Origin of the sequence: Caballeronia sp. LZ032, from assembly GCF_031451315.1 — a bacterium.
In the GTDB taxonomy this organism is placed as follows: Bacteria; Pseudomonadota; Gammaproteobacteria; order Burkholderiales; family Burkholderiaceae; genus Caballeronia.
The window spans coordinates 394,782-417,113 of record NZ_JARUXP010000004.1; the positions used below are offsets into that span (position 1 = coordinate 394,782).

Below are 22,332 nucleotides of genomic sequence, written 5' to 3' on the forward strand. Positions count from 1 at the left end.
GCGGCTCAGAGAATCGCGGGCGCGTCTTCAATCAGACGCCGCCAGTCGAGATCCGCGCCGATCACGACGGGCTTCGACGCGCGTTGCGTCGCGATGGTCAGCGTCACGCACAGCGAGGTGCCCGTCACGGAGAGATACGGCGCGCTGGTAATGACCTGCTGCGGGTTGGCGTGGGCATCGACGAAATACGGGCGGTTGTCCCAGCGGCCCGTCGCCGGGTCGGCGATCGGCGCGAAACGTTCGCTCGGCGTCTTCGCGGCGGAACCGGCCAGCCCCGGCGTGAATTCGCGGCCCGCCTGATCCAGAAAGAAGCAACTGAGGGTGCAGGGCAGGGCGAGCAGTTCGGCGCAGGCGCTGTGCGTCGCGGCGCCGGCGGCGAAGCGCTCGGCTGCCTGCAACAGCCCCGCACGATACGGCAGCACCAGCAGATCGCCCGCCAGCCGCTCGGCGCGGCGCAGGTGGGCGAGCTGGTCGAAGACGTCCTCGAAAAGCGGCGTGGCCGCGCCGCGTGCGGCGAGTTGCGCGGCGGGCAGCCCGAACAGATAGCCCTGCACGAAGTCGACGTTCGAGCGCGCGGCGAGCATCAGGTCCTCGCCCGTCTCGATGCCCTCCGCCACGACGAACATGCCCGATTCATGCAGCAGATCGACGAGCTTCGGCATCAGCGCGTCGCGCATGTGGGCGCTTTTCGCGCGCACGAGGCTGCGGTCGAGCTTGACGATATCCGGCCTGAGCGTGAGCAGCCGGTCGATATTGGAATGGCCCGCGCCGAAGTCATCGACCGCGACGAGGAAGCCCTGCGCACGGAACGCGTGCGTCGCGCGCGCGATTTCGACGACATCGGTGCCGCCGGATTCGAGCACTTCGATCACGAGCCGCTCTGGCGCCAAACCCGCGCCGCGCGTGGCCGCGGCGAGCCGTGCGGCATAGCCGGGATCGGTGAAGGTCGCCGGATTGATATTGAGGAAGAGCCATTGCGCGGGCGGCAGCAGCGGCGCGGCGTTGCGCAGATGCGTGACGTGGCTCATGCGGTCGAGTTCGGTCAGCGTGCCCGCGACGATCGCCCGCCCGAACAGATCGAACGGGCCGATCAGCGCGCCATCGCCCGCATCGCCGCGCAGCAGCGCCTCGTAGCCGACCTCGCGCTGATGCGGCAGGCTGTAGATCGGCTGCAGGTGCGTGCGCAGCGTGATCCCGTCGACGATTTGCGTCCGTGCGGTCGCCACGTTCAGACGGCGGAGACCGGCGTCGCCTGCGCGACGGCCGTATTCGGCTCGAGGGACGCGCGCGCCGTCGGACGAGCGCAGAAAATGGCAGACAGGTCGATGAACAACACGGCAGTCACGCGTTTTCGTGGGGATGTGGGCAATATCGGCTGATCGTGCTCAAACTTGAGCAGCGGTCGTCCAGACGTCTGCACTGCGCGCCCGGATTGCCGCCTTGGCCGCCGCGACCTATCTTTGTTGATGCGGCGGTATGATCCGGCTGCAACTTCTGCCGCGTGTCGCTCGTCGAACGCTGCAACGAACCCTAGAGAGAGACTGATGGCGCAACAAAAAACCAACCCGAAACTCGAACAGGCGCTGACCCGCGGCGATCTCGCGATCCGTCAGGCCAACTCGGGCCGCGCCACCGCGGTGCTCCGCGCACTCGGCAAGATGATCGTCGAGGCATCGGCGACCATCGGCGTTGAAGCGCACGTCGTCATTCACGATGGCGACAAGATCTACGATCCCGCCGACGGCGTCTGGCCGCAGCAATTGCTGATTTCGCTCGATGGCCCGGTCGAGGAAAACGATCCGGATGAAATCCGCACCGTAACCCTGCTTGCCGATACCCCGGCCACGATTTTCCGCTGCGAATGGCAACGGGCTGACGGGAATCTCGGCCGTCAGGAAGGCAAGCCGCTCGCGATGGTCGCGTTCATTACCGACGTGGATATTCCCTGGCTCGACGAAGACGACTGATTTTTTCAGACTGTTTTGTCGTCATTCACACGGCCGACATGATTATGTCGTGCCAAAGGCGGACGTCTCTCATCGCAGAGCGTCCGCTTTTCGTTTGTTCATTCCATTCGGGGTGAATCCGGATTTTCTCCATTTATGCCATTTCGCAGGATCTGCGAAGCGCCGCGGACAGCAAACGTTACCGCGTCGCGTTTTTCCCGTGTTTTCCAGTATTTACGATGTCCTCCGAAAAGGTTTTTCGAACGCTATTCTTCATCAGGCTTCTCACGTCGTCAGCACAGCACGCCCTGGTTGCCATTTCACTCAATTTCCGGCCCGCATATATCGGTAGCGCATATGCATATTTCGGCTTGCGGCGGCTGTCTGACGGTCGATTCGTCGATTAGAAGCTTTCCTCCAATGCTTTAGCCTGAAATTTGCTGGGAAACGGCGGCAAGCGCGCACCCCCGTATTTGACTTCGTGAGAGGCTCGTTGAGCCGTGTCTGAGGAACTCACCCAAAACCGTCCTTCACACACGGACCTTTCCAATCGCCAAGAAAAAATGGGGTATTACAAATGGAACGTCTTAACCTTGCCAATCACACCGCCGCTAACCTGACTGAAGCAGCGGCCCGTCCGACTCTCACCGTGGTGCCCACACTTCAGAAAACGGAGCGGATGCCGTTTACGATTCGTATCGTCCGTGACGATGCGGGGCTCCAGAAGGCCGTGAGCATCAGACGTTCGGCCTATGGGCGACATCTGCCCGAATTCGCCGATACGATGACCATCGAATCGTCCGACCGCGATCGCGGTACGGTCGTGCTGCTGGCGGAATCGAAGCTCGATGGCGCGCCGCTCGGCACCATGCGCATTCAGACCAATGCTTACAGCCCGCTGGCGGTGGAGCAGTCGGTGCGTCTGCCCGACGAACTGGCCGGCAGCCGGCTCGCGGAAGCGACCCGGCTCGGCGTGGCGGGCGGAATGGTGGGACGGGTGGTGAAGGTGGCATTGTGCAAGGCGCTGTGGATGCTGTGCGAATTGCACGAGATCGACTACATGGTGATCACGGCGCGTACGCCGCTGGACCGCGAGTACGAAGCGATGCTCTTCAAGGACGTGTTCGGCGTCAACGAGTTCCTGCCGATGACGCATGTCGGCGGCCTGCCCCACCGGGTGCTGGCCAAGGATGTCGCCGCCGCGCGCCAGCGTTGGGAGGAGGCGCGTCATCCGCTGTTCAACTACATGGTCAATACGCACCATCCGGACATCGATTTGCATTCTGTAGATTTATCTTTTGAGTGGGAAACGGTAGGATGTTCCAAGACCCCGTTGATGGCTTACGGACGGTAAAAATATGGGTCTCGTGCGGGTAAAAAAGTACGGTCGTATCTAGGACGGTAATAGCAAAAAAAACCGGACACGGAGCGGTCCGGTTGGCCAGAAGCGGCGGCGCCCGGGGATTCACACGGCTCCGCCGCCGCTTTGCGCAGACGCATCGGGCGTCGGCGCACACGGGGGTTTTTCCAGGTATGGCGTCGGTTATTCCAGCTTCCCTTTCGCGTATCAGACGCAGCGGCTCGTGGATCGACGACGCGCTTTATGTCGTCGCGGTTTATGCCGTGCCCGTCCTGATTCTGCTCGGCACGCTGGCCACGCTTTATTTTCTGCCGCGCCAATATGAAACCCGCGGCGCCATTCCGCTTTCTTTACAGGTTGTCGCCGATCGGAGCGATATCACCGACCCTGCCGACGCCCTCGAGGCATTGCACGGGACCGCGCCGGTCACAAGCTACAGCACGCGTCTTTCCGAAAAACCCATCTGGTTCAGCTTCACCTTGCCCAGTATGAGCGCGGACGCGTCGACGGCTGCGGAATTGCCGTCGCGCCACGCGCAGACTCTCGCCTGCTGGAATGCCAGCACGCTCGCGCCGCTGGGGACGGCGGACCGTGACAGCGTCAGCGGCTATATGCATCCGGTCAAGGCCGGTTATTACATTCAGGCGGGCCACCTGCGCCAATCTGAAAACATTCTCTGTAAAGGCACATTTTCAGGTCCCGCGCAAATCAACGCTTTTGCCTGGGAATGGCAAGGCCTGCGCAGTTCAGCGCTCGATTTTCAGGAAAGCTCGGGTTTGATTGCCGGCGGCTTGCTGACGCTCGCCGTTTTCGTGTTTGTCACCGCGCTGATCAATCACGAGTGGACCTATGTGATTTTTGCGGTATGGCTGGTCGGCAATTTGCGCTTGTGCGCGAATGCAATGGGCTGGGACATGCAATGGCTCGGCCGCATGCTGCCGTCGGATTACCTTCAGCCGTTGCGGCAAATTACCTTCGCCGCTTATTACCTGCTGACCGCCGCGCTGTTTCAGCAGTTGTTCAGGCGTGAACTGCGAGTCGTCGGATACCGGTGGCTGCTGCGGGTCATTCAATACGTCGGCATCGTGCTGCTCGCCGCTGCACTCGCGCTGCCGTATGCGTATTTCATTCCGGTGCTGTGGGTCATCGCCGGCTTCGGCATCTGTGTGCTGCTGTTCTTCCTCGTCCGGCTTGTGTGGATGGCGCGCTCGCGCACCGTCCTCTGGTATGTGGCCTCGCTCGCGGTCGTGCTGTTCGCCACCTTTTCCGAAGTCCTGGGCGCGGCCTTCGGCCTGAAGTTCCTGGTCGGCGGCGTCAATACCGTGATGGCCGCGTTGTCGTCGAGCATGATGGCGGCATTCGCCATTGCCGAGCAGATGCGCGCCGAGCGCGATTTCCGCCGTCAGGCGCAGATGGAACTGCGCAACACCTACGAAGTCACGCCCATCGGGCTTTTCACGCTCGATGCCGAAGGTCGCTTCGTGCGCGCGAATCCGTCCTTGCGCGCGATGCTCGACCTGCAGAAGTCCGACTACAAGATCCGCCACTGGAACGACTATTTCGAGGCGGGCGCCTGGGGAGCGCTGCAGGCGCTGGCGTCGAAGGGCAGCGACGGCGAACTCGAAATGAGCGGTTCGCCCGAACGCGGCACCGGCGAGCGTCGTTATTTGCTGAAGGCCATTCGCTCGAACGGCTGGATCGAAGGCTCGCTGCAGGATACGACCGAGCGCTCGAAGGCCGTCGAGCGCCTGCGCTTCCTCGCCGAACACGATCCGCTGACCGGCTCGCTGAACCGGCGCGGCATCGAAAAGGCGATCGCCGCGCAAAGCGATGAAACGTTGCCGTGGGCGCTGGCCTATGTCGATCTCGACCGCTTCAAGCTCGTCAACGACCTGTTCGGCCATCGCAGCGGCGACGAAGTGCTGCGCCAGGTCGCGGCGCGCACGCGGGCGCATTTTGCGCGCAGCTATCCGGTAGGGCGTATTGGCGGCGACGAGTTCGTCTGCGTGATGCACGACACGTCGATCGAAGAGGCCATCGCGCAATGCCGCGAGCTCATTTCCATCCTCTCCGACGCGCCTTATCAGGTCGGCAATCGCGCGTTCCAGGTGAAGGCGTCGATCGGCCTGGTCGAATGTTCGCAGGGCGTGCGCGTGCAGGAAGCGCTGTCGCACGCGGACCGCGCGTGCCGCGAGGCGAAGAAGGTCGCGCACACGCATCTGGTCACGTATCGCAAGGGCGCAGCCGCGTTCGAGGAGCGCGCGGAAGAATTGAGGCTGGTCGAGACGCTCGGCCGCAATCGCCTGCCGCCGGGCCTGTTCCTCGTCATGCAGCCGATCATGTCGCTCGCGGCGCCCACCGAATCGCTCAACTTCGAAGTGCTGCTGCGCATGCGCGCGCCCGACGGCGCCACGCTGCCCGCCGGCAAGGTGATCGTCGCGGCGGAGGAGTCGGGCAATATCGCGGCCATCGACCGCTGGGTCATCTCCACACTCCTCGAATGGATCGAGGCGCACCAGCATCTGCTGGCCAACACGCAGTTTATCTGCGTGAACCTGTCGGGCGGCTCGCTCAACGACGAGCAGTTCATGGAGGACATCTTCGCGCTGTTCGGCCGTTACCAGTCCATCGTGCATTACCTCTGCCTGGAAATCACCGAGAGCGTGGCGCTGCACGATCTCGAGAACACGCAGCGCTTCATCGCGCGCGTGCATGACATGGGCGGCAAGATCGCGCTCGACGACTTCGGCGCCGGCTACACGTCATTCAAGTATCTGAAGGCGCTGTCGGCGGATGCGCTGAAGATCGACGGCGAGTTCGTGCGCTCGATGTGCGCGCATCCGGCGGATATCGCGATCGTCGAGGCGATCGTCGCGCTGGCGCGTAATCTCGGCATGCGCAGCGTCGCGGAGTGGGTGGAGGATCTGGATACCTTGCGGGCGTTGCAGGAGATCGGCGTCGATTACGTGCAGGGCTACCTCGTTGCGCGGCCGCAGGAGAGCACCGCCATTCTCACGGCGGCTTCGGCGGCGAGCTTCCTCAAGGATCCGGACGTGGTGAGCTTTGTAGAAGGACTCTCGGAGCCCGTCCAGGCCACCGTCTTCAGTTACGACTGGCAGGCGCGCGCGTCGGGCACGCACTGAAGCGCGCCAGTCCGTCGATCACGCGGTGTCCATCTCGTTGAGAATCTTGCTTGCCGCGATGGGAATGCGGGTGTCGTCCCATTGCGCGAGCCACTGGATTTCCTTGCGGGTGAAATAGCCCGGGTGATTGCGCAGCGCGAACTGCAGCGAATCGACGATGTGATCGCGGATGATCTGGGGCGCGTTGTCGTCGTTGACGATGGCGTGCAGCGCTTCGAGTGTGCTCATGTTTCGGCGAGGTTTTAATGAATGATCCTGCGCCGAACATACCCGACTAAAAATCGCGTCAAAAATAACGGTTGGGCCGTCAAGTCAGGCGCTCACGTGCTTGCCGGAAGCGGAGCAGGCGGCCTTACCCGATAAAATCAGCAGAATGAGCCACACGGGGACCTGTCCATGAAAGTTGTCCGACGCGCGCGGCCGCGCCGCGAGGCCCGCGCCGATGCCTGAACCCAAGCTCGAGCGGGCGTCTCCGGCCTCCACGCAATCCATCGGCTCGAACCAGCTGGGCATGCGCCAGTTCAACGAGCGCATCGTCCTGCAGGCCATCCGCCTGCACGGCGCGCTGCCCAAGGCCGATATCGCCCGCCTCACGCGGCTCTCGATGCAGACGGTCTCGCTGATCGTCGATCATCTGATCGGCGACGGCCTGCTCGCCAAGGAACCGCGCACGCGCGTGCCGGGACGGCTTGGCCAGCCGTCGGTGCCCATTTCGCTGCGCGCGGATGGCGCGTTTTCGATCGGCGTGAAGGTGGGGCGGCGCAGTCTCGATGTGCTGTCGATGGACTTCGCCGGCAGCGTGCGCGCGCGCGAAACCCTCGACTATGCCTATCCCGATCCGCGCACGCTGTTTCCGGCGCTCGAAAAGCGTCTCGCGCGCGTGACGGCCGCGCTCGGCGAGCACGCAAGCAAGATCGCCGGAATCGGCGTGGCTGCCCCTCTGTGGCTCGGCGGCTGGCGCGATTTCTTCGACACGCCTCCCGACGCGCTCGCGGCGTGGAACGAGATCGACATCCGCGCGCGCATCGGCGCGATGACCGCGTTGCCGGTCGAGTTCGCGAAGGACACGACCGCCGCCTGCGCCGCCGAACTCGTAATGGGGCAGGGGCGCGGTCTGCGCAATTTTCTGTACGTGTTCATCGGCACTTTCATTGGCGGCGGACTCGTGATCGATGGCCGGCTGCACGCGGGCCCCGGCGGCAATGCGGGCGCGATCGGTTCCCTGCCGCTCACCCGTAGTGCCAGCGATGGGCAGCCGGGGCAACTGCTCAATACGGCATCGGTGTATGTGCTGGAGAAGGCGTTGGCCGCCGCGGGCGCACCCGCCGAGGCGGCGCACGACGCACGCGCGTGGTCCAGCGCCTGGCGGCCGCTCGCGCAAGCGTGGATGAGCGAGACGTGTCCGGCCATCGCGCACGGGATCGCGTCGTCGTCGGCGTTGCTGGATCTGGAGGCGGTGGTGATCGATGGGGAAATCGATCGCACGCTGCTGCGCGCAGTGATTCGTGCCACGGATCAGGCCCTGTCCGGTTTCGACTGGCAAGGCATGACGCGGCCGCGTCTGGTGGAAGGGCAGATCGGCCCCGACGCCCGCGCGATGGGCGGCGCGATCCTGCCGCTCTATGCGCATTTCGCGCCGAAGCACGAACTCTTTCTGAAGCCGCTGGAAAGCTGACTCGCCCGCGAAGCCGCGCGCTTCAGTCCAGCGACAGCCGCACGGCGAAGGCAAGCAGTGCGGCCGAAAAGGTCCAGCGCTGCACGGTCTGCGCTCTCGGATGGCGCTTGAGCCAGCCGGAGAGATGCGTGGTGCCAGCGGCCAGCGCGAGGTCGAAAGCCATGCCGACAAGCACCAGCACCACGCCCAGTTCAAGCACTTGCGACCACACCGGCCCGGCTTCCGGATGCACGAATTGCGGCAGCAATACGGAGCAGAAGAGCAGCGCCTTGGGATTGAGGATGCTGCTCAGAATGCCTTTCGCATAGGCGGCGCGCAGCGTCGGCGCACCGGCGCCGGCGGGCGGAGTATCGAGTCCGAAGGCCGGCGAGCGGAAGATCTGGATCGCGACATAGGCGAGATACAGGCCGCCCGCGATGCGCACGCCGTCATAGAGCCAGGGCGCACTGCGCAACAGCGCGGCGACGCCGAGCGCCGAGAGCGTCACATGCGTGGCACGGGCGGAGGCCAGTCCGAACGCCACCGCGACGCCATGGCGGATGCCCCGGGTCGCGCTCGTTTGCAGGACGAGCGCCATGTCGGGCCCTGGCAACGCGTAGACGATGGCGAGCGCGCCGATGAAAACCCAGAGCAAATGTGCCGAAACCATGATGTTGAAACTCCTTTGCGAGGGCTCTATCGTGCCATGCCGCGCGCGGCGATTTATGGCAATTTCAGACACGCGTTCGCGTCTTTGAGCGGCTTTACCCTAGAATGATCGAGAATAAAAGGGGAAACCACCATGACCGACCTGGACCGAATCGACCGCGCGATGCTCGCCGCGCTTCAGCAGGACGGACGCATGCCGGTGGCGAAGCTCGCCGAGCGCGTCGGGCTGAGCGAAACGCCCTGCGCTCGGCGGCTGAAGCGCCTGGAGAGCGAGGGTTACATCGACGGCTATCGCGCCGTGCTGTCGCGCAAGGCGCTGCAACTCGGCGTCGTGGCGTTTGCGCAGGTGCGCTTCAGCGTTCACGACCGCGCGTTGTCCGATCGCTTCGAGCGCGAGATTCGGGGCATTTCGCGCATCCTGTCGTGCCACAACATTTCAGGCACCGCTGATTACCTGCTTCAAGTCGTGGCGCGCGATCTGGACGAGTACGGCGAGTTCTTGCGCGACGTCTTGCGGACGCTGCCGGGCGTCACAGCGGTGGAATCGATGCTGTCGCTGCGCGAGATCAAGCGCGACAGCGGCCTGCCGATGCCATGAATATTGTCTATACAAGAATGTCGCCACCTGAACTGAAAAGCATAAGAAACGGCCTCGGGTTCGCCCTAATACAACCCAAGTTGTATATACAAGAAGATGAGATCGATCATCCATTCAGGAGCTGCCCGTGACTTCATCTTCCCGTTTCCGCGACATCGAGATTCGCGCGCCGCGTGGTGTCCAGTTGAACGCCAAAAGCTGGCTGACCGAAGCGCCCTTGCGCATGCTGATGAACAACCTCGATCCCGAAGTCGCCGAGAATCCGCGGGAACTGGTGGTGTACGGCGGCATCGGCCGGGCGGCGCGGGACTGGGCGTGCTTTGACAAGATCGTCGAGACGCTGAAGCGCCTCGAAGCCGACGAAACGCTGCTGATCCAGTCGGGCAAACCGGTCGGGGTGTTCCGGACGCATGAGAACGCGCCGCGCGTGCTGATCGCCAATTCGAATCTCGTGCCGCACTGGGCCAGCTGGGAGCATTTCAACGAACTCGACGCCAAGGGTCTCGCCATGTACGGCCAGATGACCGCCGGCAGCTGGATCTACATCGGCAGTCAGGGCATCGTGCAGGGCACGTACGAGACCTTCGTCGAAGCGGGACGGCAGCATTACGCCGGCGACCTCAAGGGTCGCTGGGTGCTCACGGCGGGACTGGGCGGGATGGGCGGCGCGCAGCCGCTCGCCGCGACGCTGGCGGGCGCGTGTTCGCTCAATATCGAATGCCAGCAGAGCCGTATCGATTTCCGCCTGAAGACGCGTTACGTCGATGAACAGGCCACCGATCTCGACGACGCCCTCGCACGCAAGCAGCGCTATACCGCGGAAGGCCGGGCGGTATCGGTCGCGCTGTGTGCCAACGCCGCCGACGTGCTGCCCGAACTGGTCCGGCGCGGCGTGCGTCCCGACATGGTCACCGACCAGACGAGCGCGCACGATCCGCTGAACGGCTATCTGCCGAAGGGCTGGACCTGGGCGCAGTACCGCGACCGCGCGCAGAGCGATCCCGCGGGCACGGTGAAGGCGGCGAAGCAGTCGATGGCGGAGCACGTGCGCGCGATGCTCGCGTTCCGCGAACAGGGCGTGCCCACTTTCGACTACGGCAACAACATCCGCCAGATGGCCAAGGAAGAAGGCGTCGCGAACGCGTTCGACTTTCCGGGCTTCGTGCCGGCGTATATCCGGCCGCTGTTCTGCCGGGGCGTCGGGCCGTTTCGCTGGGCCGTGCTGTCCGGCGATCCCGAAGACATCTACCGAACCGACGCGAAAGTGAAGGAACTGATCGCCGATGACGCCCATCTGCATCGCTGGCTCGACATGGCGCGCGAGCGCATCAGCTTCCAGGGCTTGCCCGCGCGCATCTGCTGGGTCGGGCTGGGCCAGCGCGCGAAGCTCGGTCTCGCGTTCAATGAAATGGTGCGCAACGGCGAACTGTCGGCGCCGGTCGTGATCGGCCGGGATCATCTGGATTCGGGTTCGGTCGCGAGTCCGAACCGCGAGACCGAAGCGATGCGCGACGGCTCCGACGCCGTCTCCGACTGGCCGCTCCTCAACGCGCTGCTCAACACCGCGAGCGGCGCGACGTGGGTGTCGCTGCATCATGGCGGCGGCGTCGGCATGGGCTTCTCGCAGCATGCGGGCGTCGTGATCGTGTGCGACGGCAGCCATGAAGCCGATGCCCGCATCGCCCGCGTGCTGCACAACGATCCGGCGAGCGGCGTCATGCGTCATGCGGATGCGGGCTACGACATCGCCGTGGAATGCGCGCGCGAGCAAGGCCTCGATCTGCCGATGATCACGCGATGAAGACACTCTGGCATCACTGCCACGCCGCGACGATGGCGCACGGCGCGTATTCGATCATCGAGGACGCGGCGATCCTCACCGATGGCCCGCGTATCGAGTGGATCGGTCCGCGCGCGGCGGCGCCCGAATTGGATGGATGCAAGCGCGTCGATCTGCAAGGCGCATGGGTGACGCCCGGTCTGATCGATTGCCACACGCATCTCGTGTTCGGCGGCGATCGCAGCGGGGAGTTCGAAGAGCGTCTGCAAGGCGTGAGCTACGCCGACATCGCGGCGCGCGGCGGCGGCATCGCCGGAACCGTGCGCGCGACTCGCGCGGCGAGCGAGGACAGCTTGTTCGACGACGCGCGCACGCGTGCGCTCGGCTTGCTGCGCGAAGGCGTGACGACGATCGAGGTGAAGTCCGGCTATGGACTGGATCTCGCCGGCGAGCGCAAGATGCTGCGGGTCGCGCGCCGTCTCGCCGATGCCCTGCCGCTGACGGTGCGCGCCACTTGTCTCGCCGCGCACGCGTTGCCGCCCGAATACACCGCGCGCGCGGACGATTACATCGGCCATATCTGCGATGTCATGCTGCCCGCGCTCGTGGCCGAAGGGCTCGTCGATGCCATCGATGCCTTCTGCGAGCACATTGCCTTCTCGCCGCAGCAAGTGGAGCGCGTATTCTGGCGCGCGCAGGAACTCGGCGTGCCCGTCAAGCTGCACGCGGAACAGTTGTCGTCCCTGCACGGCGCGACGCTGGCGGCGCGTTATCGGGCGCTCTCGGCGGATCATCTCGAATACATGACCGAAGGCGATGCCAAAGCAATGGCGCAGTCCGGCACCGTCGCCGTGCTGCTGCCGGGTGCGTTCTATCTGTTGCGGGAAACGCAGTGTCCGCCGGTCGATGCGCTGCGCCGCCACCATGTGCCCATCGCGCTCGCCAGCGACATGAATCCGGGCACGTCGCCCGCGCTGTCGCTGCGCCTGATGCTCAACATGGGCTGCACGCTGTTTCGCCTGACGCCGGAAGAAGCGCTCGCCGGTGTGACGCTTCATGCGGCGCGGGCGCTGGGTCTCGATGCCACGCATGGCTCGCTCGAAGCGGGCAAGGCGGCGGATTTCGTGGCGTGGCGCATCGGCCGGCCTGCCGAACTAGCCTATTGGCTGGGTGGCGCGCTGCCCGCGCGGGTCGTGCGCGGCGGCGCGGAATTGGACTTTGCGCGTCTGCCTGCATAGACGGCGCGCATAAAAAAACGCCTCGCCCGGTGCGGGGCGAGGCGTTGCCTGCCTCAATCTCGATGGGTGCTTACGTGCTGCGCTTGCGGATCATCCCCCAGATGACCAGCAGCACGATCGCACCGATCACGGAAGCGATCCAGCCGGCCGGTTGCCCCGGCTGATACCAGCCGAGCGCGCGACCCACATAGCCAGCGATCAGCGAGCCGGCGATGCCAAGCACGATGGTCATGATCCAGCCCATGTTGTCGTCGCCGGGCTTGACGGCGCGCGCGATCAGGCCAACGACGAGTCCCACGATCAAAGTACCGATGAATGCGAACATGCGCTTGCTCCTTAGCAGTAGTTGACGGCTTCTGACCTGAGCTGCCGGTTGTTTCCGGGAACATCCGGCAGCTTCAAATTAGCACGGCGCACTGCGTTTGGGTATGACAGGGCCATGCCGAAGCCCGCGAGGCCGGGATCGGCCATTCGGACGGTTGCATCAGCACGAACAATGCCGCGCGTCGTTGACACGGTAAAATTCGCGGCATTGCCTCACTGCCTGCTTGCGCATTCACGCCATGACCGATTCCGAATTTCCCTCCGCCGACGAAGCCATCCACGAAGACCGCCTGTGGCGCGATGACGGCTGGACCGCGCGGGTCATCAAGAACGAAGACGACGACGGCTGGGCTGTCGCGATGATCCAGGCGGGCGAGGCCGAGCCCGCGCTCGTCGGCCCGTGGACCATGGGTCGCGACAAGAAGAACCCCAAGCCGCTCGACGGCGCGGCGTTCCGCACGCTGGTGAAGACGGCCTCGGAAGTGCTGCGCCGCCACGAACAACAGCGGCATGCGATGCTGCACAAGAACGTGACGATCGAGGTGAACGGCGAGGAAATCACCGTGACGCTGGAGATCGTGCCCGACGAAGACGATCCCTACGCCAATCTGAAAGCGCTCGATGCCTTCGGCACGCAGCTCGCGCATGTGCGCGTCTCGCCGGCGTTCAAGCTCACGAAGGCGAGTGCCGAGCGCTGGGCGGAGAACGACTTCACCAAGCCGAACTGAGCCACGGCGGCGGGTGCTTCAACGTCGAAACAGGGCAAGCAGACGCCGCGCGCGCATGCGCAGCCATGAAGACCATGTACGCCGCGCTTCGCGCCGGGTCACCGTCAGCGTGATGAACACTTCCGTCGCGGGCGCACGCTTCGCTGCATCGAACCGGGCGGTCCACGCGCACGTCCGGCAGTCGCGCGTCAAACAGGTATTGCAGGGCGGTTGATTGCAGCTCATGACGGTCCTCGGCGGCTCCGCTTCATGATGGGCGAAGCCGTTTCGCAAAGGGATAGGACAGGTCTGATTGCCACTTGAAGCGTAACGCAAACCATCGCGTTGAAATTGCGCCAGAATCAGCTAAATCGGCGCTCCGCCGATTCACCCCGGGAGAAGGCGATGCATCACCTGTTGATCTACGAACTGTGTGCGGATTATCTGGCGCGTCGCGGCGAGTTTCGCGATGCGCATCTCGCGCTGGCGTGGGCCGCCGTCGAGCGCGGCGAGATCGTGCTGGCAGGCGCGCTCGACGCCCCCGCCGACCGCGCCATGCTGCTGTTTCACAGCGATTCGCCGGCGGTGGCGGAGGCGTTCGCCAAGAACGATCCGTATGTGACCAACGGCCTCGTCACGCGCTGGGAAGTGCGCAAGTGGAATACGGTCGTCGGCACGAACGCAGCGACGCCGGTGCGCTGACCTCTACGCCTGATAAAACGTCATCAAGCGTCCGCCGTCTCCTCTTCCGGACGATCGCGGCGCGGCCCGCCGCGCCGCTGCGCCGAGCGATACAGGTTCGTCAGCGTGTCGTCGATCAGCTGCGAGCGCTCGAACAGCGTCGCCAGCCAGTCGACGAACACCGACACGCGCGGCGTCGCCTGACGGCTCTTCAGGAACGCCACCGACACCTTGAGCGGCGGCGCCTTCAGATCCGGCAGCACTTCGTGCAGCTGGCCGGAGCGCAGATACGGCTGCGCCGCGATGCGCAGCGGCTGGATCAGCCCGAGCCCCTCGATGCCGCAGGCGAGATAGGCATGTTCGTCGGCCACTTGCACGAAGCCGCGCATCTTCATCGTGACGGGCTCGCCGTCCACGTCGAAATCGAAGTCGGCAGGGCGGCCTGTTTTCTCCGACACGCAGTTCACCGCGACATGCTGCGCCAGCTCGCCGAGCGTCGCGGGCGCGCCATGCTTCTCCAGATACGCGGGGCTCGCGCACGTCACCTGTTCGAGCACGCCGAGACGCCGGGCGATCAGACCGGAGTCGGGCAGTTCGCCCAACTGCACGCTGCAATCCACGCCGCTGCCGACCAGATCCACATTGCGATTGCCGATGCCGAGCGAGAGCTCGATCTGCGGAAAGCGCGCATGGAATTCCGGCAGCGCGGGCACGACGATGGACGTCGCGACGGTATCCGGCATTTCCACCCGCAGGCGGCCGCGCAGGCGTTCTTCGCCCGCGCCGAAACCGGATTCGAGTTCGTCGATGTCGGCGAGAATCTGCGCGCTGCGTTCGTAGTACGCCGCGCCGTCGACGGTGAGATTCAGGCGCCGCGTCGTGCGTGCAAGCAATTGCACGCCGACCAGCGCTTCGAGTTGTTGCACGGTCGTCGAAACACTCGCGCGCGGCATGCCGAGTGATTCGGCGGCGCGCGTGAAACTGTTCGTATCGACGACACGCGTGAAAACACGCATGGCATGGACGCGATCGATCACGTTGAGTTTTCCCTTGATGACGATTGAATGGCGATGCGCGAGAAAAAGCGTCTCCGCCGCGGCTGCAAGGCTGCGGAAAAAGGGCGCATCGGCGATGGTTAGATCGTACGGACGGGAGACGTCAACGTGAATACACAAAACTGGAGGATTCTTGCCTGATCCTTTTTTCAGGGTGGACCCTGACGAAGAGCATCGGGCAAGACGCCATGCGGCTCAGAGCGTCGGCATCTCGCCGCGCAGGCGCCCGGCCATGCCATTGAAGTCCGAGCCCGACGGCGCCTGATACAGCCGCAGCCCCATCTCGGGAAGGATGGACAGCAGATGGTCGAACACGTCGCCCTGGATGCGTTCGTATTGCGTCCATGCGGTCGTCGCGGTGAAGCAGTAGACCTCCACCGGAATGCCCTGCGACTCCGGCTCCATCATCCGCACCATGATCGCCATGTCCTGGCGGATCTCCGGATGCCGTTGCAGATACGCAAGCCCATAGGCGCGGAACGTGCCGATATTCGTGAGCCGCCGGCGATTGGCCGGCTCGTTCGCAAGTTCGCCGAGATTGCGGTTGGCCTGCTCCACTTCCGTCTGCTTCTGCTCGAGATAGTCGTGCAGCAGGCGGAAGCGCAGCAGCCGCGCGGTCTCCTCTTCGGTCAGGAAGCGCACGCATTGCGCGTCGATGCGCAGCGTGCGCTTGATGCGCCGCCCGCCCGATTCGAACATGTGCCGGTAATTGCGGTAGCTCTCCGAAAAGAGCTTGTAGGTGGGCACCGTCGTCACGGTGTTGTCCCAGTTCTGCACCTTGACCGTGTGCAGCGCGATGTCCTTCACGAAGCCGTCGGCGGCGGCCTGCGGCATCTCGATCCAGTCGCCGATGCGCAGCATGTCGTTCGACGTGAGCTGGGTGCTCGCCACCAGCGACAGCAGCGTGTCCTTGAACACCAGCAGCAGCACGGCCGAAAGCGCGCCGATGCCGGACAGCATCCAGAGCGGCGAACGGTCGATGAGAATCGACAGCACCAGCACGCCGCACACCAGCGCGAGCGCCAGCTTGCCGATCTGGATATAGCCCTTGATGGAGCGCGTCTGCGCTTCCTTGCTTTCCGCATAGACGTCCTGCCAGGCGGACAGCGCGCTGCCGGCGGCGAGAAACGCGCAGATCCACGCGCCGGCATGCGCGACGCGGCCGATCATCGTGGCCCAGTGACCGACGTGCGGCACCTCGTCGATACCGAGCGCGACCGTCGCGAAGGGCACCGCGTACCAGAGCCGGTGATAGGCGCGCCGCCGGATGAACGCCTGATCCCACTTCACATGACCGGCCAGCACCAGCAAGCGGTGCGCGAAATACAGGACGATGCGCGCGACGACCCATTGCACGAACAGCGCGATGAGCGCGAGCGCGATGAATCCCGCGAGGGTCTGCGCCCATGGATGGGCATCGAGTTGTTGCGGCAGCGTGCCGGGAAGGAAGTCGAAATTCATGCTGGGTCGTTGGCCGGTGGGCGCACACCTTGCAGCGCGTCTGGCCCCGTATTGTGCATGAAGGCGCGAGGCGGGGGCATCGGACAGGGCCGAACCGCGGTTCCTGGGGGAGCGGTGACAAAGCCTCCCGGAAAACCCGAGTTCGATGAAAATGAATTTTTTTTGGCGAGTTTTTCGAGTAAATATACTTTCATCGCTCACTGGCAACGAACTCGCGCGCTCCATGTCCCGAACGCAGTCAGTCCCCGCTCACATGCAGACAACGGCTCATGCCGATGATCTGATCGCCGCGCGCATCACCGCGGCCATGCCGACGCTCACGCCGATCCACCGGCGCATGGGGGCTTTCGTGCTGGCCAACCTGTTCCGTTCGGCGACCATGCGGATCGACGAACTGGCGGGCGCGGTGGGCGCATCGGTGGCGACGGCGAACCGCTTCGCGCGCGCGCTCGGCTTCTCCGGCTATCCGGCGTTTCGCGAGGCGCTGGTGCGCGGCTTCGAGGCGACGATTGCGCCGGTCGAGCGGCTGCGGACCGCGCTCGAACAGCCCGCGAGCGCCGCCGACGTGTTCGACGCGTCGCTGGCGCAGGCGGCGGCGAACCTGCATCTGGCGCAAACCTCCGTCGATGCCGCGACTGCCGAGACCATCGTGGACGCCATCCTCGCCGCGCCGCGCGTGTTCGTGCTGGGCTATGGCGCGAGCGCGTTCCTCGCCGGACTGATGGAGCACGGCCTCACGCCGTATTGCGCGAACGTGCAGTCGCTGGCGCTGATGGGCGGACCGTCGCACGCGGCGCGCCGCCTGTTCACCGCGACGCCCGGCGACGTGCTCGTGGCGATTGCATTCCCGCGCTACGTGGACGACACCATCACGCTGGCGCGGCGCGCGCGCGCTCACGGCTTGCGCGTGATCGCGCTGACGGATCATGCCGCCTCGCCGCTCGCGCAAGTGGCGGATCTCGTGCTCGCGATCCGCGCCGAGCGGCGGCTTGCGGCGAATTGCGATACGGCGGTGCTGGCCGTCATCGAAGCATTGTGCGATGCGGTCGCGCACCGGGCGAAGCGCTCGGTGGAGGCCGCATCGGGTCTGACCGAATTCGTGTTGCCCTGGCTCGTCGTGCCGCCGGTGCCGTCGGCGTCGAACGAAACGCCGGGGCTGCGGGCCAGCCGGCCCGCCACGTCAAAGCGACATCTTCAAACGGAACCGCGCGAATCATGAACGCCATCCCCGTCATCGCCATTCACGGCGGCGCAGGCACCATCGTGCGCAGCGCGATGAACACCGACGCCGAAGCGCGCTATCACGCCGCGCTCAACGAGATCCTGGGCGCGGCCCAGCGCCTGCTCGCCGGGGGCGGCAGCGCGCTCGACGCAGTCACCGAGGCCGTGCGCCTGCTTGAAGACTGTCCGCTCTTCAACGCCGGCCACGGCGCCGTGTTCACGGCGGCGGGCACGCATGAACTCGATGCTTCCGTGATGGACGGCGCGACGCTTGAAGCCGGTTCGGTCAGCTGCGTGACGCGCGTGAAGAATCCGGTGCTGGCCGCGCGCCGCGTGCTCGAGGTGAGCGATCACGTGATGTTCACGGCAGCGGGCGCGGAAGCGTTCGCGGCGGCGCAGGGGCTGGAATTCGTCGAGCCGTCGTACTACTACACCGAGGCGCGCCATCAGCAATGGCTCAAGGCGCGGGGCACCTCGCGCACGATGCTCGATCACGACGCCGCGACCTTTGCGTTCGCGGGTGCGTCTGAAATACAGGACGCGCCGGGCGAAGACGATCCGCTCGATCCGGCGAAGAAGTTCGGCACGGTCGGCGCGGTCGCGCTCGATGCGCACGGCCACCTCGCGGCGGCGACGTCGACGGGCGGCATCACCAACAAGCAGGCGGGCCGCGTCGGCGATGCGCCGCTGATCGGCGCGGGCTGCTACGCCAGCGACGCCACCTGCGCCGTGTCCACCACCGGCACGGGCGAGATGTTCATCCGCATGCTCGCGGCGTATGACGTGGCGGCGCAAATGGAATATCGCGGCGTGTCGCTCGACGAAGCCTCGCACGATGTCGTGATGAACAAGCTGCCGCGCATCGAAGGACGCGGCGGTCTCGTCGCCGTCGATGCGCGCGGCAACGTCGTGCTGCCGTTCAACACCGAGGGCATGTATCGCGGCTACGCGCGCGTCGGTGAAGCGCCCGTCACGGCGATCTACCGATGATCGATACGGCCAACACGCTTCCCGGTTCGCGCGTCATCGACGTGCGTGATCTGTCGGTGTCGTTCCGCTCGCGTGCGCGCACCGTCGAGGCCGTGCGCAAGGTATCGTTCGCCGTCGACCGTGGCGAGACGCTGGCGATCGTCGGCGAATCGGGTTCGGGCAAGTCGGTGACGTCGCTTGCGCTGATGCGGCTCGTCGAGCATGGCGGCGGGCGGATCTCGGCGGGCAGCATCGACTTCAGGCGGCGCAACGGCCAGGTGCTGGATCTCGCGAAGGCTTCCTCGGCGACGATGCGCGGCGTGCGCGGCGCCGACATCGCGATGATCTTCCAGGAGCCGATGACCTCGCTCAATCCGGTCTTCACGGTCGGCGACCAGATTGCGGAAGCCATTGCGCTGCATCAGGGCAAGAGCCGCGGCGAATCTCGCGCGGAGGCGCTGCGCCTCCTCGATCTCGTGCGCATTCCCGAATCGAAACGCGTGTTCGCGCGCTATCCGCACCAGTTGTCGGGCGGCATGCGCCAGCGCGTGATGATCGCGATGGCGCTCTCGTGCAAGCCCGCACTGCTGATCGCCGACGAGCCCACCACTGCGCTCGACGTGACCATCCAGGCGCAGATCCTGCAACTCGTGCGCGGTTTGCAGGACGAGATGAACATGGGCGTGATCTTCATCACGCACGACATGGGCGTGGTCGCCGAAGTGGCGGATCGCGTGCTCGTGATGTATCGCGGCGAAAAAGTGGAGGAGGCGGATTCCGACCAGCTGTTCCACGCGCCGCAGCACCCGTACACGAAGGCCTTGCTTGCCGCGGTGCCCACGCTGGGCGCGATGCACGGCACCGACCGTCCGGCCAAGTTCCCGATCCTCGAAGTCGCGCCGGTGGAAGCCGCGCCCGACGATGCAAGCGCGTTGCGCCCTTCGGCGGCGGTGGAACACGAGACCCAACCCGCCGTCGATCAGGCCACGCCGCCCATCCTGCGCGTGCGCGACCTGGTCACGCGCTTCCCGGTGAAGACGGGCCTGTTCGGGCGCACGACGGCGGCGGTGCATGCGGTCGAACGCGTGAGCTTCGACTTGCGCCCGGGCGAGACGCTGGCGCTCGTCGGCGAATCGGGCTGCGGCAAGTCGACCACCGGGCGCTCGCTGCTCAGGCTGGTGGAAAGCCAGAGCGGTTCCATCGAATTCGACGGACGCGACATCAGCAAGCTGCAAGGGCACGAACTTCAGGCACTCCGGCGCAATATCCAGTTCATCTTCCAGGACCCGTTCGCCTCGCTCAATCCGCGTCTTACGGTGGGCTTCTCGGTGATGGAGCCGCTGCTGGTGCATGGCGTCGCGAGCGGCCGCGAAGCGCAGGCGCGCGTGGACTGGCTGCTCGACAAGGTCGGCTTGCCGCCAGAAGCCGCGCAGCGCTATCCGCACGAATTCTCGGGTGGACAGCGGCAACGCATCGCCATTGCACGCGCGCTCGCGCTGAATCCGAAGGTCGTGATCGCCGATGAATCCGTCTCCGCGCTCGATGTTTCCGTGCGCGCGCAGATCGTCAATCTGATGCTCGATCTGCAACGGGAACTGGGCGTCGCGTATCTGTTCATCTCGCACGACATGGCCGTGGTCGAACGCGTGAGCCATCGCGTGGCGGTGATGTATCTGGGGCAGATCGTCGAGATCGGGCCGCGCGCCGCCGTGTTCGAGGCGCCGCGTCATCCCTATACGAGAAAGCTGATGAGCGCGGTGCCGGTGGCCGATCCCGCGCGCCGCCATGCGCAGCGCATGCTCGCCGCCGATGAAATCCCGAGCCCGATCCGCGCGCTCGGAGACGAACCCGTAGTCGCGAAACTGGTTGCGGTCGGACCAGACCACTTTGTCGCCGAGCATCACGTGGGCGGCGCTTACTAAAAGCACTTCAACAAGGAGTCAACCGATGCCGTCCTCTCGTCCTCATTCGTTGCGCGCGCTGATTGCAGCCGGCGCCTTCGCGACGCTCGCCGCGCTCGGCCCGGTCACGGCGGCGCATGCGCAAAGCACCGCCGTGATGGCCGTCGCCTCGACCTTCACGACGATGGATCCGTACGACGCCAACGACACGCTCTCGCAGGCGGTGGCGAAGTCCTTCTACCAGGGGCTGTTCGGCTTCGACAAGGACATGAAGATCCAGAACGTGCTCGCCACCAGCTACGAGGCGAGCCCGGACGCGAAGGTCTACACGATCCACTTGCGCCACGACGTCAAGTTCCACGACGGCACCGACTTCAACGCGGACGCGGTGAAGGCCGTGTTCGACCGGGTCACGAATCCGGACAACAAGCTCAAGCGCTACAACCTGTTCAACAAGATCGAGAAGACTGAAGTGATCGACCCGTACACGGTGAAGATCACGCTGAAGATTCCGTTCTCGGCGTTCATCAACGTGCTGGCGCATCCGTCGGCGGTGATGATCTCGCCGACCGCGCTCAAGAAGTACGGCAAGGAGATTGCGTTCCATCCGGTCGGCACGGGGCCGTTCGAGTTCGTCGAATGGAAGCAGACTGACGACCTGAAGGTGAAGAAGTTCGCCGGCTACTGGAAGAAGGGCTTGCCGAAGATCGACATGATCGACTGGAAGCCGGTGGTGGACAACAACACGCGCGCCGCGCTGATGCAGACCGGTGAAGCGGACTTCGCGTTCTCGATTCCGTTCGAGCAGGCCGCCGCGCTCAAGGCGAGCCCGAAGGTGGACCTGGTTGCGGCGCCGTCGATCATCCAGCGCTACGTCAGCATGAACGTGCTGCAGAAGCCGTTCGACAATCCGAAGGTGCGCGAGGCGCTCAACTACGCCATCAACAAGGAAGCGCTCGTGAAGGTCGCGTTCGCGGGCTACGCGGTGCCGGCCGAAGGCGTGGTGCCGCCGGGCGTCGATTACGCGACCAAGCTCGGCCCCTGGAAATACGATCCCGCGAAGGCGCGCGAACTGCTGAAGGAAGCGGGCTATCCGAACGGCTTCGAGACCACGCTCTGGTCCGGCTATAACCACACGACCGCGCAGAAGATCATCCAGTTCGTGCAGCAGCAGCTCGCGCAAGTGGGCGTGAAGACGACGGTCGAAGCGCTCGAGGCAGGGCAACGGGTGCAGCGTGTCGAGAGCGCGCCGGATCCGAAGACGGCGCCGGTGCGCATGCTGTACATCGGCTGGTCGTCGTCGACGGGCGAAGCGGACTGGGCCATTTCGCCGCTGCTGGGCGGCTCGTCCTTCCCGCCGAAGCTCTTCAACACCGCGTACTACAAGAACGACAAGGTCGACGACGATCTCGCGAAAGCGCTCGCCACGACCGATCGCGGCGAGAAGGCGAAGCTCTACGCCGACGCGCAGAAGCAGATCTGGACCGATGCGCCGTGGATCTTCCTCGTCACGGAGAAGGTGGTGTACGCGCACAGCAAGCGTCTGTCCGGCGCGTACGTGATGCCTGACGGCTCGTTCAGCTTCGACGAGATCGCGCTCAAGTAATGGCCCGTGGCCGGGCTTC

General features: G+C 65.0%; 20 protein-coding genes. 13 read left to right on the plus strand and 7 right to left on the minus strand.

Annotated features, from left to right (window positions below):
- Window positions 1-5 precede the first annotated feature (5 nt).
- Window positions 6-1,226, minus strand: a complete 1,221-nt coding sequence (locus QCE69_RS29560) for an EAL domain-containing protein (protein WP_309925834.1) — start codon at window positions 1,224-1,226, stop codon at window positions 6-8.
- Window positions 1,227-1,544: 318 nt separating this feature from the next.
- On the opposite strand from QCE69_RS29560, the gene QCE69_RS29565 reads away from it, so the two are divergent.
- The 3 genes from QCE69_RS29565 to QCE69_RS29575 all read left to right on the plus strand — a co-directional run bounded on the left by QCE69_RS29565 (window position 1,545) and on the right by QCE69_RS29575 (window position 6,449).
- Window positions 1,545-1,967: a hypothetical protein gene (locus QCE69_RS29565; RefSeq protein WP_309819560.1), complete on the plus strand. Its 423-nt coding sequence runs from the start codon at window positions 1,545-1,547 to the stop codon at window positions 1,965-1,967.
- A gap of 556 nt (window positions 1,968-2,523) precedes the next feature.
- Window positions 2,524-3,300 (plus strand): N-acyl amino acid synthase FeeM domain-containing protein, encoded by a 777-nt coding sequence (locus QCE69_RS29570; RefSeq protein WP_309934504.1) that lies wholly within the window; start codon window positions 2,524-2,526, stop codon window positions 3,298-3,300.
- A gap of 179 nt (window positions 3,301-3,479) precedes the next feature.
- Window positions 3,480-6,449 (plus strand): putative bifunctional diguanylate cyclase/phosphodiesterase, encoded by a 2,970-nt coding sequence (locus QCE69_RS29575; protein WP_409021246.1) that lies wholly within the window; start codon window positions 3,480-3,482, stop codon window positions 6,447-6,449.
- Between the two features lie 18 nt (window positions 6,450-6,467).
- Here the strand turns inward: QCE69_RS29575 and QCE69_RS29580 are convergent, their stop codons facing one another.
- Complete coding sequence (locus QCE69_RS29580) at window positions 6,468-6,677, minus strand: hypothetical protein (RefSeq protein WP_309819565.1); 210 nt, start codon at window positions 6,675-6,677, stop codon at window positions 6,468-6,470.
- 214 nt (window positions 6,678-6,891) lie between these two features.
- On the opposite strand from QCE69_RS29580, the gene QCE69_RS29585 reads away from it, so the two are divergent.
- Window positions 6,892-8,124 (plus strand): ROK family transcriptional regulator, encoded by a 1,233-nt coding sequence (locus QCE69_RS29585; protein ID WP_309925839.1) that lies wholly within the window; start codon window positions 6,892-6,894, stop codon window positions 8,122-8,124.
- Between the two features lie 22 nt (window positions 8,125-8,146).
- Here the strand turns inward: QCE69_RS29585 and QCE69_RS29590 are convergent, their stop codons facing one another.
- Window positions 8,147-8,773, minus strand: a complete 627-nt coding sequence (locus QCE69_RS29590; RefSeq protein ID WP_309925840.1) for a LysE family translocator — start codon at window positions 8,771-8,773, stop codon at window positions 8,147-8,149.
- A 132-nt stretch (window positions 8,774-8,905) separates the two neighbouring features.
- Here QCE69_RS29590 and QCE69_RS29595 point away from each other — a divergent pair, with 132 nt between their 5' ends.
- The 3 genes from QCE69_RS29595 (at window position 8,906) to hutI (ending at window position 12,388) form a co-directional block, all read left to right on the plus strand.
- Window positions 8,906-9,370 (plus strand): Lrp/AsnC family transcriptional regulator, encoded by a 465-nt coding sequence (locus QCE69_RS29595; protein ID WP_309925841.1) that lies wholly within the window; start codon window positions 8,906-8,908, stop codon window positions 9,368-9,370.
- 127 nt (window positions 9,371-9,497) lie between these two features.
- Window positions 9,498-11,171: a urocanate hydratase gene (gene hutU, locus QCE69_RS29600; protein WP_309934508.1), complete on the plus strand. Its 1,674-nt coding sequence runs from the start codon at window positions 9,498-9,500 to the stop codon at window positions 11,169-11,171.
- Entirely contained in the window at window positions 11,168-12,388 is a 1,221-nt protein-coding gene (gene hutI / locus QCE69_RS29605) for an imidazolonepropionase (RefSeq protein ID WP_309934509.1), read from the plus strand. The genes hutU and hutI overlap by 4 nt, the downstream gene beginning before the upstream one ends.
- Window positions 12,389-12,458: 70 nt before the next feature.
- Here the strand turns inward: hutI and QCE69_RS29610 are convergent, their stop codons facing one another.
- Complete coding sequence (locus QCE69_RS29610) at window positions 12,459-12,713, minus strand: GlsB/YeaQ/YmgE family stress response membrane protein (protein WP_309925851.1); 255 nt, start codon at window positions 12,711-12,713, stop codon at window positions 12,459-12,461.
- Between the two features lie 238 nt (window positions 12,714-12,951).
- On the opposite strand from QCE69_RS29610, the gene QCE69_RS29615 reads away from it, so the two are divergent.
- Window positions 12,952-13,440, plus strand: a complete 489-nt coding sequence (locus tag QCE69_RS29615; RefSeq protein ID WP_309925853.1) for a hypothetical protein — start codon at window positions 12,952-12,954, stop codon at window positions 13,438-13,440.
- Between the two features lie 18 nt (window positions 13,441-13,458).
- Here the strand turns inward: QCE69_RS29615 and QCE69_RS29620 are convergent, their stop codons facing one another.
- Window positions 13,459-13,665 carry a hypothetical protein gene (locus QCE69_RS29620; protein ID WP_309934511.1) on the minus strand — a complete coding sequence of 69 codons (207 nt, stop codon included), beginning with the start codon at window positions 13,663-13,665 and terminating at the stop codon, window positions 13,459-13,461.
- A 159-nt stretch (window positions 13,666-13,824) separates the two neighbouring features.
- On the opposite strand from QCE69_RS29620, the gene QCE69_RS29625 reads away from it, so the two are divergent.
- Window positions 13,825-14,121, plus strand: coding sequence for a YciI-like protein (locus QCE69_RS29625; RefSeq protein WP_309934513.1), 297 nt, complete (start codon window positions 13,825-13,827; stop codon window positions 14,119-14,121).
- A 23-nt stretch (window positions 14,122-14,144) separates the two neighbouring features.
- On the opposite strand, the gene QCE69_RS29630 is transcribed toward QCE69_RS29625, so the two are convergent.
- Together QCE69_RS29630 and QCE69_RS29635 are read right to left on the minus strand one after the other, a co-directional pair.
- Window positions 14,145-15,137, minus strand: a complete 993-nt coding sequence (locus tag QCE69_RS29630; protein ID WP_309934515.1) for a LysR substrate-binding domain-containing protein — start codon at window positions 15,135-15,137, stop codon at window positions 14,145-14,147.
- A 213-nt stretch (window positions 15,138-15,350) separates the two neighbouring features.
- Window positions 15,351-16,616, minus strand: coding sequence for a mechanosensitive ion channel family protein (locus tag QCE69_RS29635; RefSeq protein WP_309925862.1), 1,266 nt, complete (start codon window positions 16,614-16,616; stop codon window positions 15,351-15,353).
- Between the two features lie 223 nt (window positions 16,617-16,839).
- Between QCE69_RS29635 and QCE69_RS29640 the strand changes: the two genes are divergently transcribed.
- From QCE69_RS29640 to gsiB, 4 genes are read left to right on the plus strand one after another with little or no spacing between them, the layout of a single operon-like run.
- A complete protein-coding gene (locus tag QCE69_RS29640; protein ID WP_409017933.1) occupies window positions 16,840-17,835 on the plus strand; it encodes a MurR/RpiR family transcriptional regulator in 996 nt (331 codons plus the stop codon).
- A complete protein-coding gene (locus QCE69_RS29645) occupies window positions 17,832-18,827 on the plus strand; it encodes an isoaspartyl peptidase/L-asparaginase (RefSeq protein WP_309934517.1) in 996 nt (331 codons plus the stop codon). Before QCE69_RS29640 ends, QCE69_RS29645 begins: the two co-directional genes overlap by 4 nt.
- Window positions 18,824-20,728, plus strand: a complete 1,905-nt coding sequence (locus QCE69_RS29650; protein WP_309934518.1) for a dipeptide ABC transporter ATP-binding protein — start codon at window positions 18,824-18,826, stop codon at window positions 20,726-20,728. Before QCE69_RS29645 ends, QCE69_RS29650 begins: the two co-directional genes overlap by 4 nt.
- Window positions 20,729-20,753: 25 nt before the next feature.
- On the plus strand, window positions 20,754-22,313 hold the full coding sequence (gsiB, locus tag QCE69_RS29655) for a glutathione ABC transporter substrate-binding protein GsiB (protein ID WP_309925870.1): 1,560 nt from the start codon (window positions 20,754-20,756) through the stop codon (window positions 22,311-22,313).
- The last annotated feature ends 19 nt before the right edge of the window (window positions 22,314-22,332 follow it).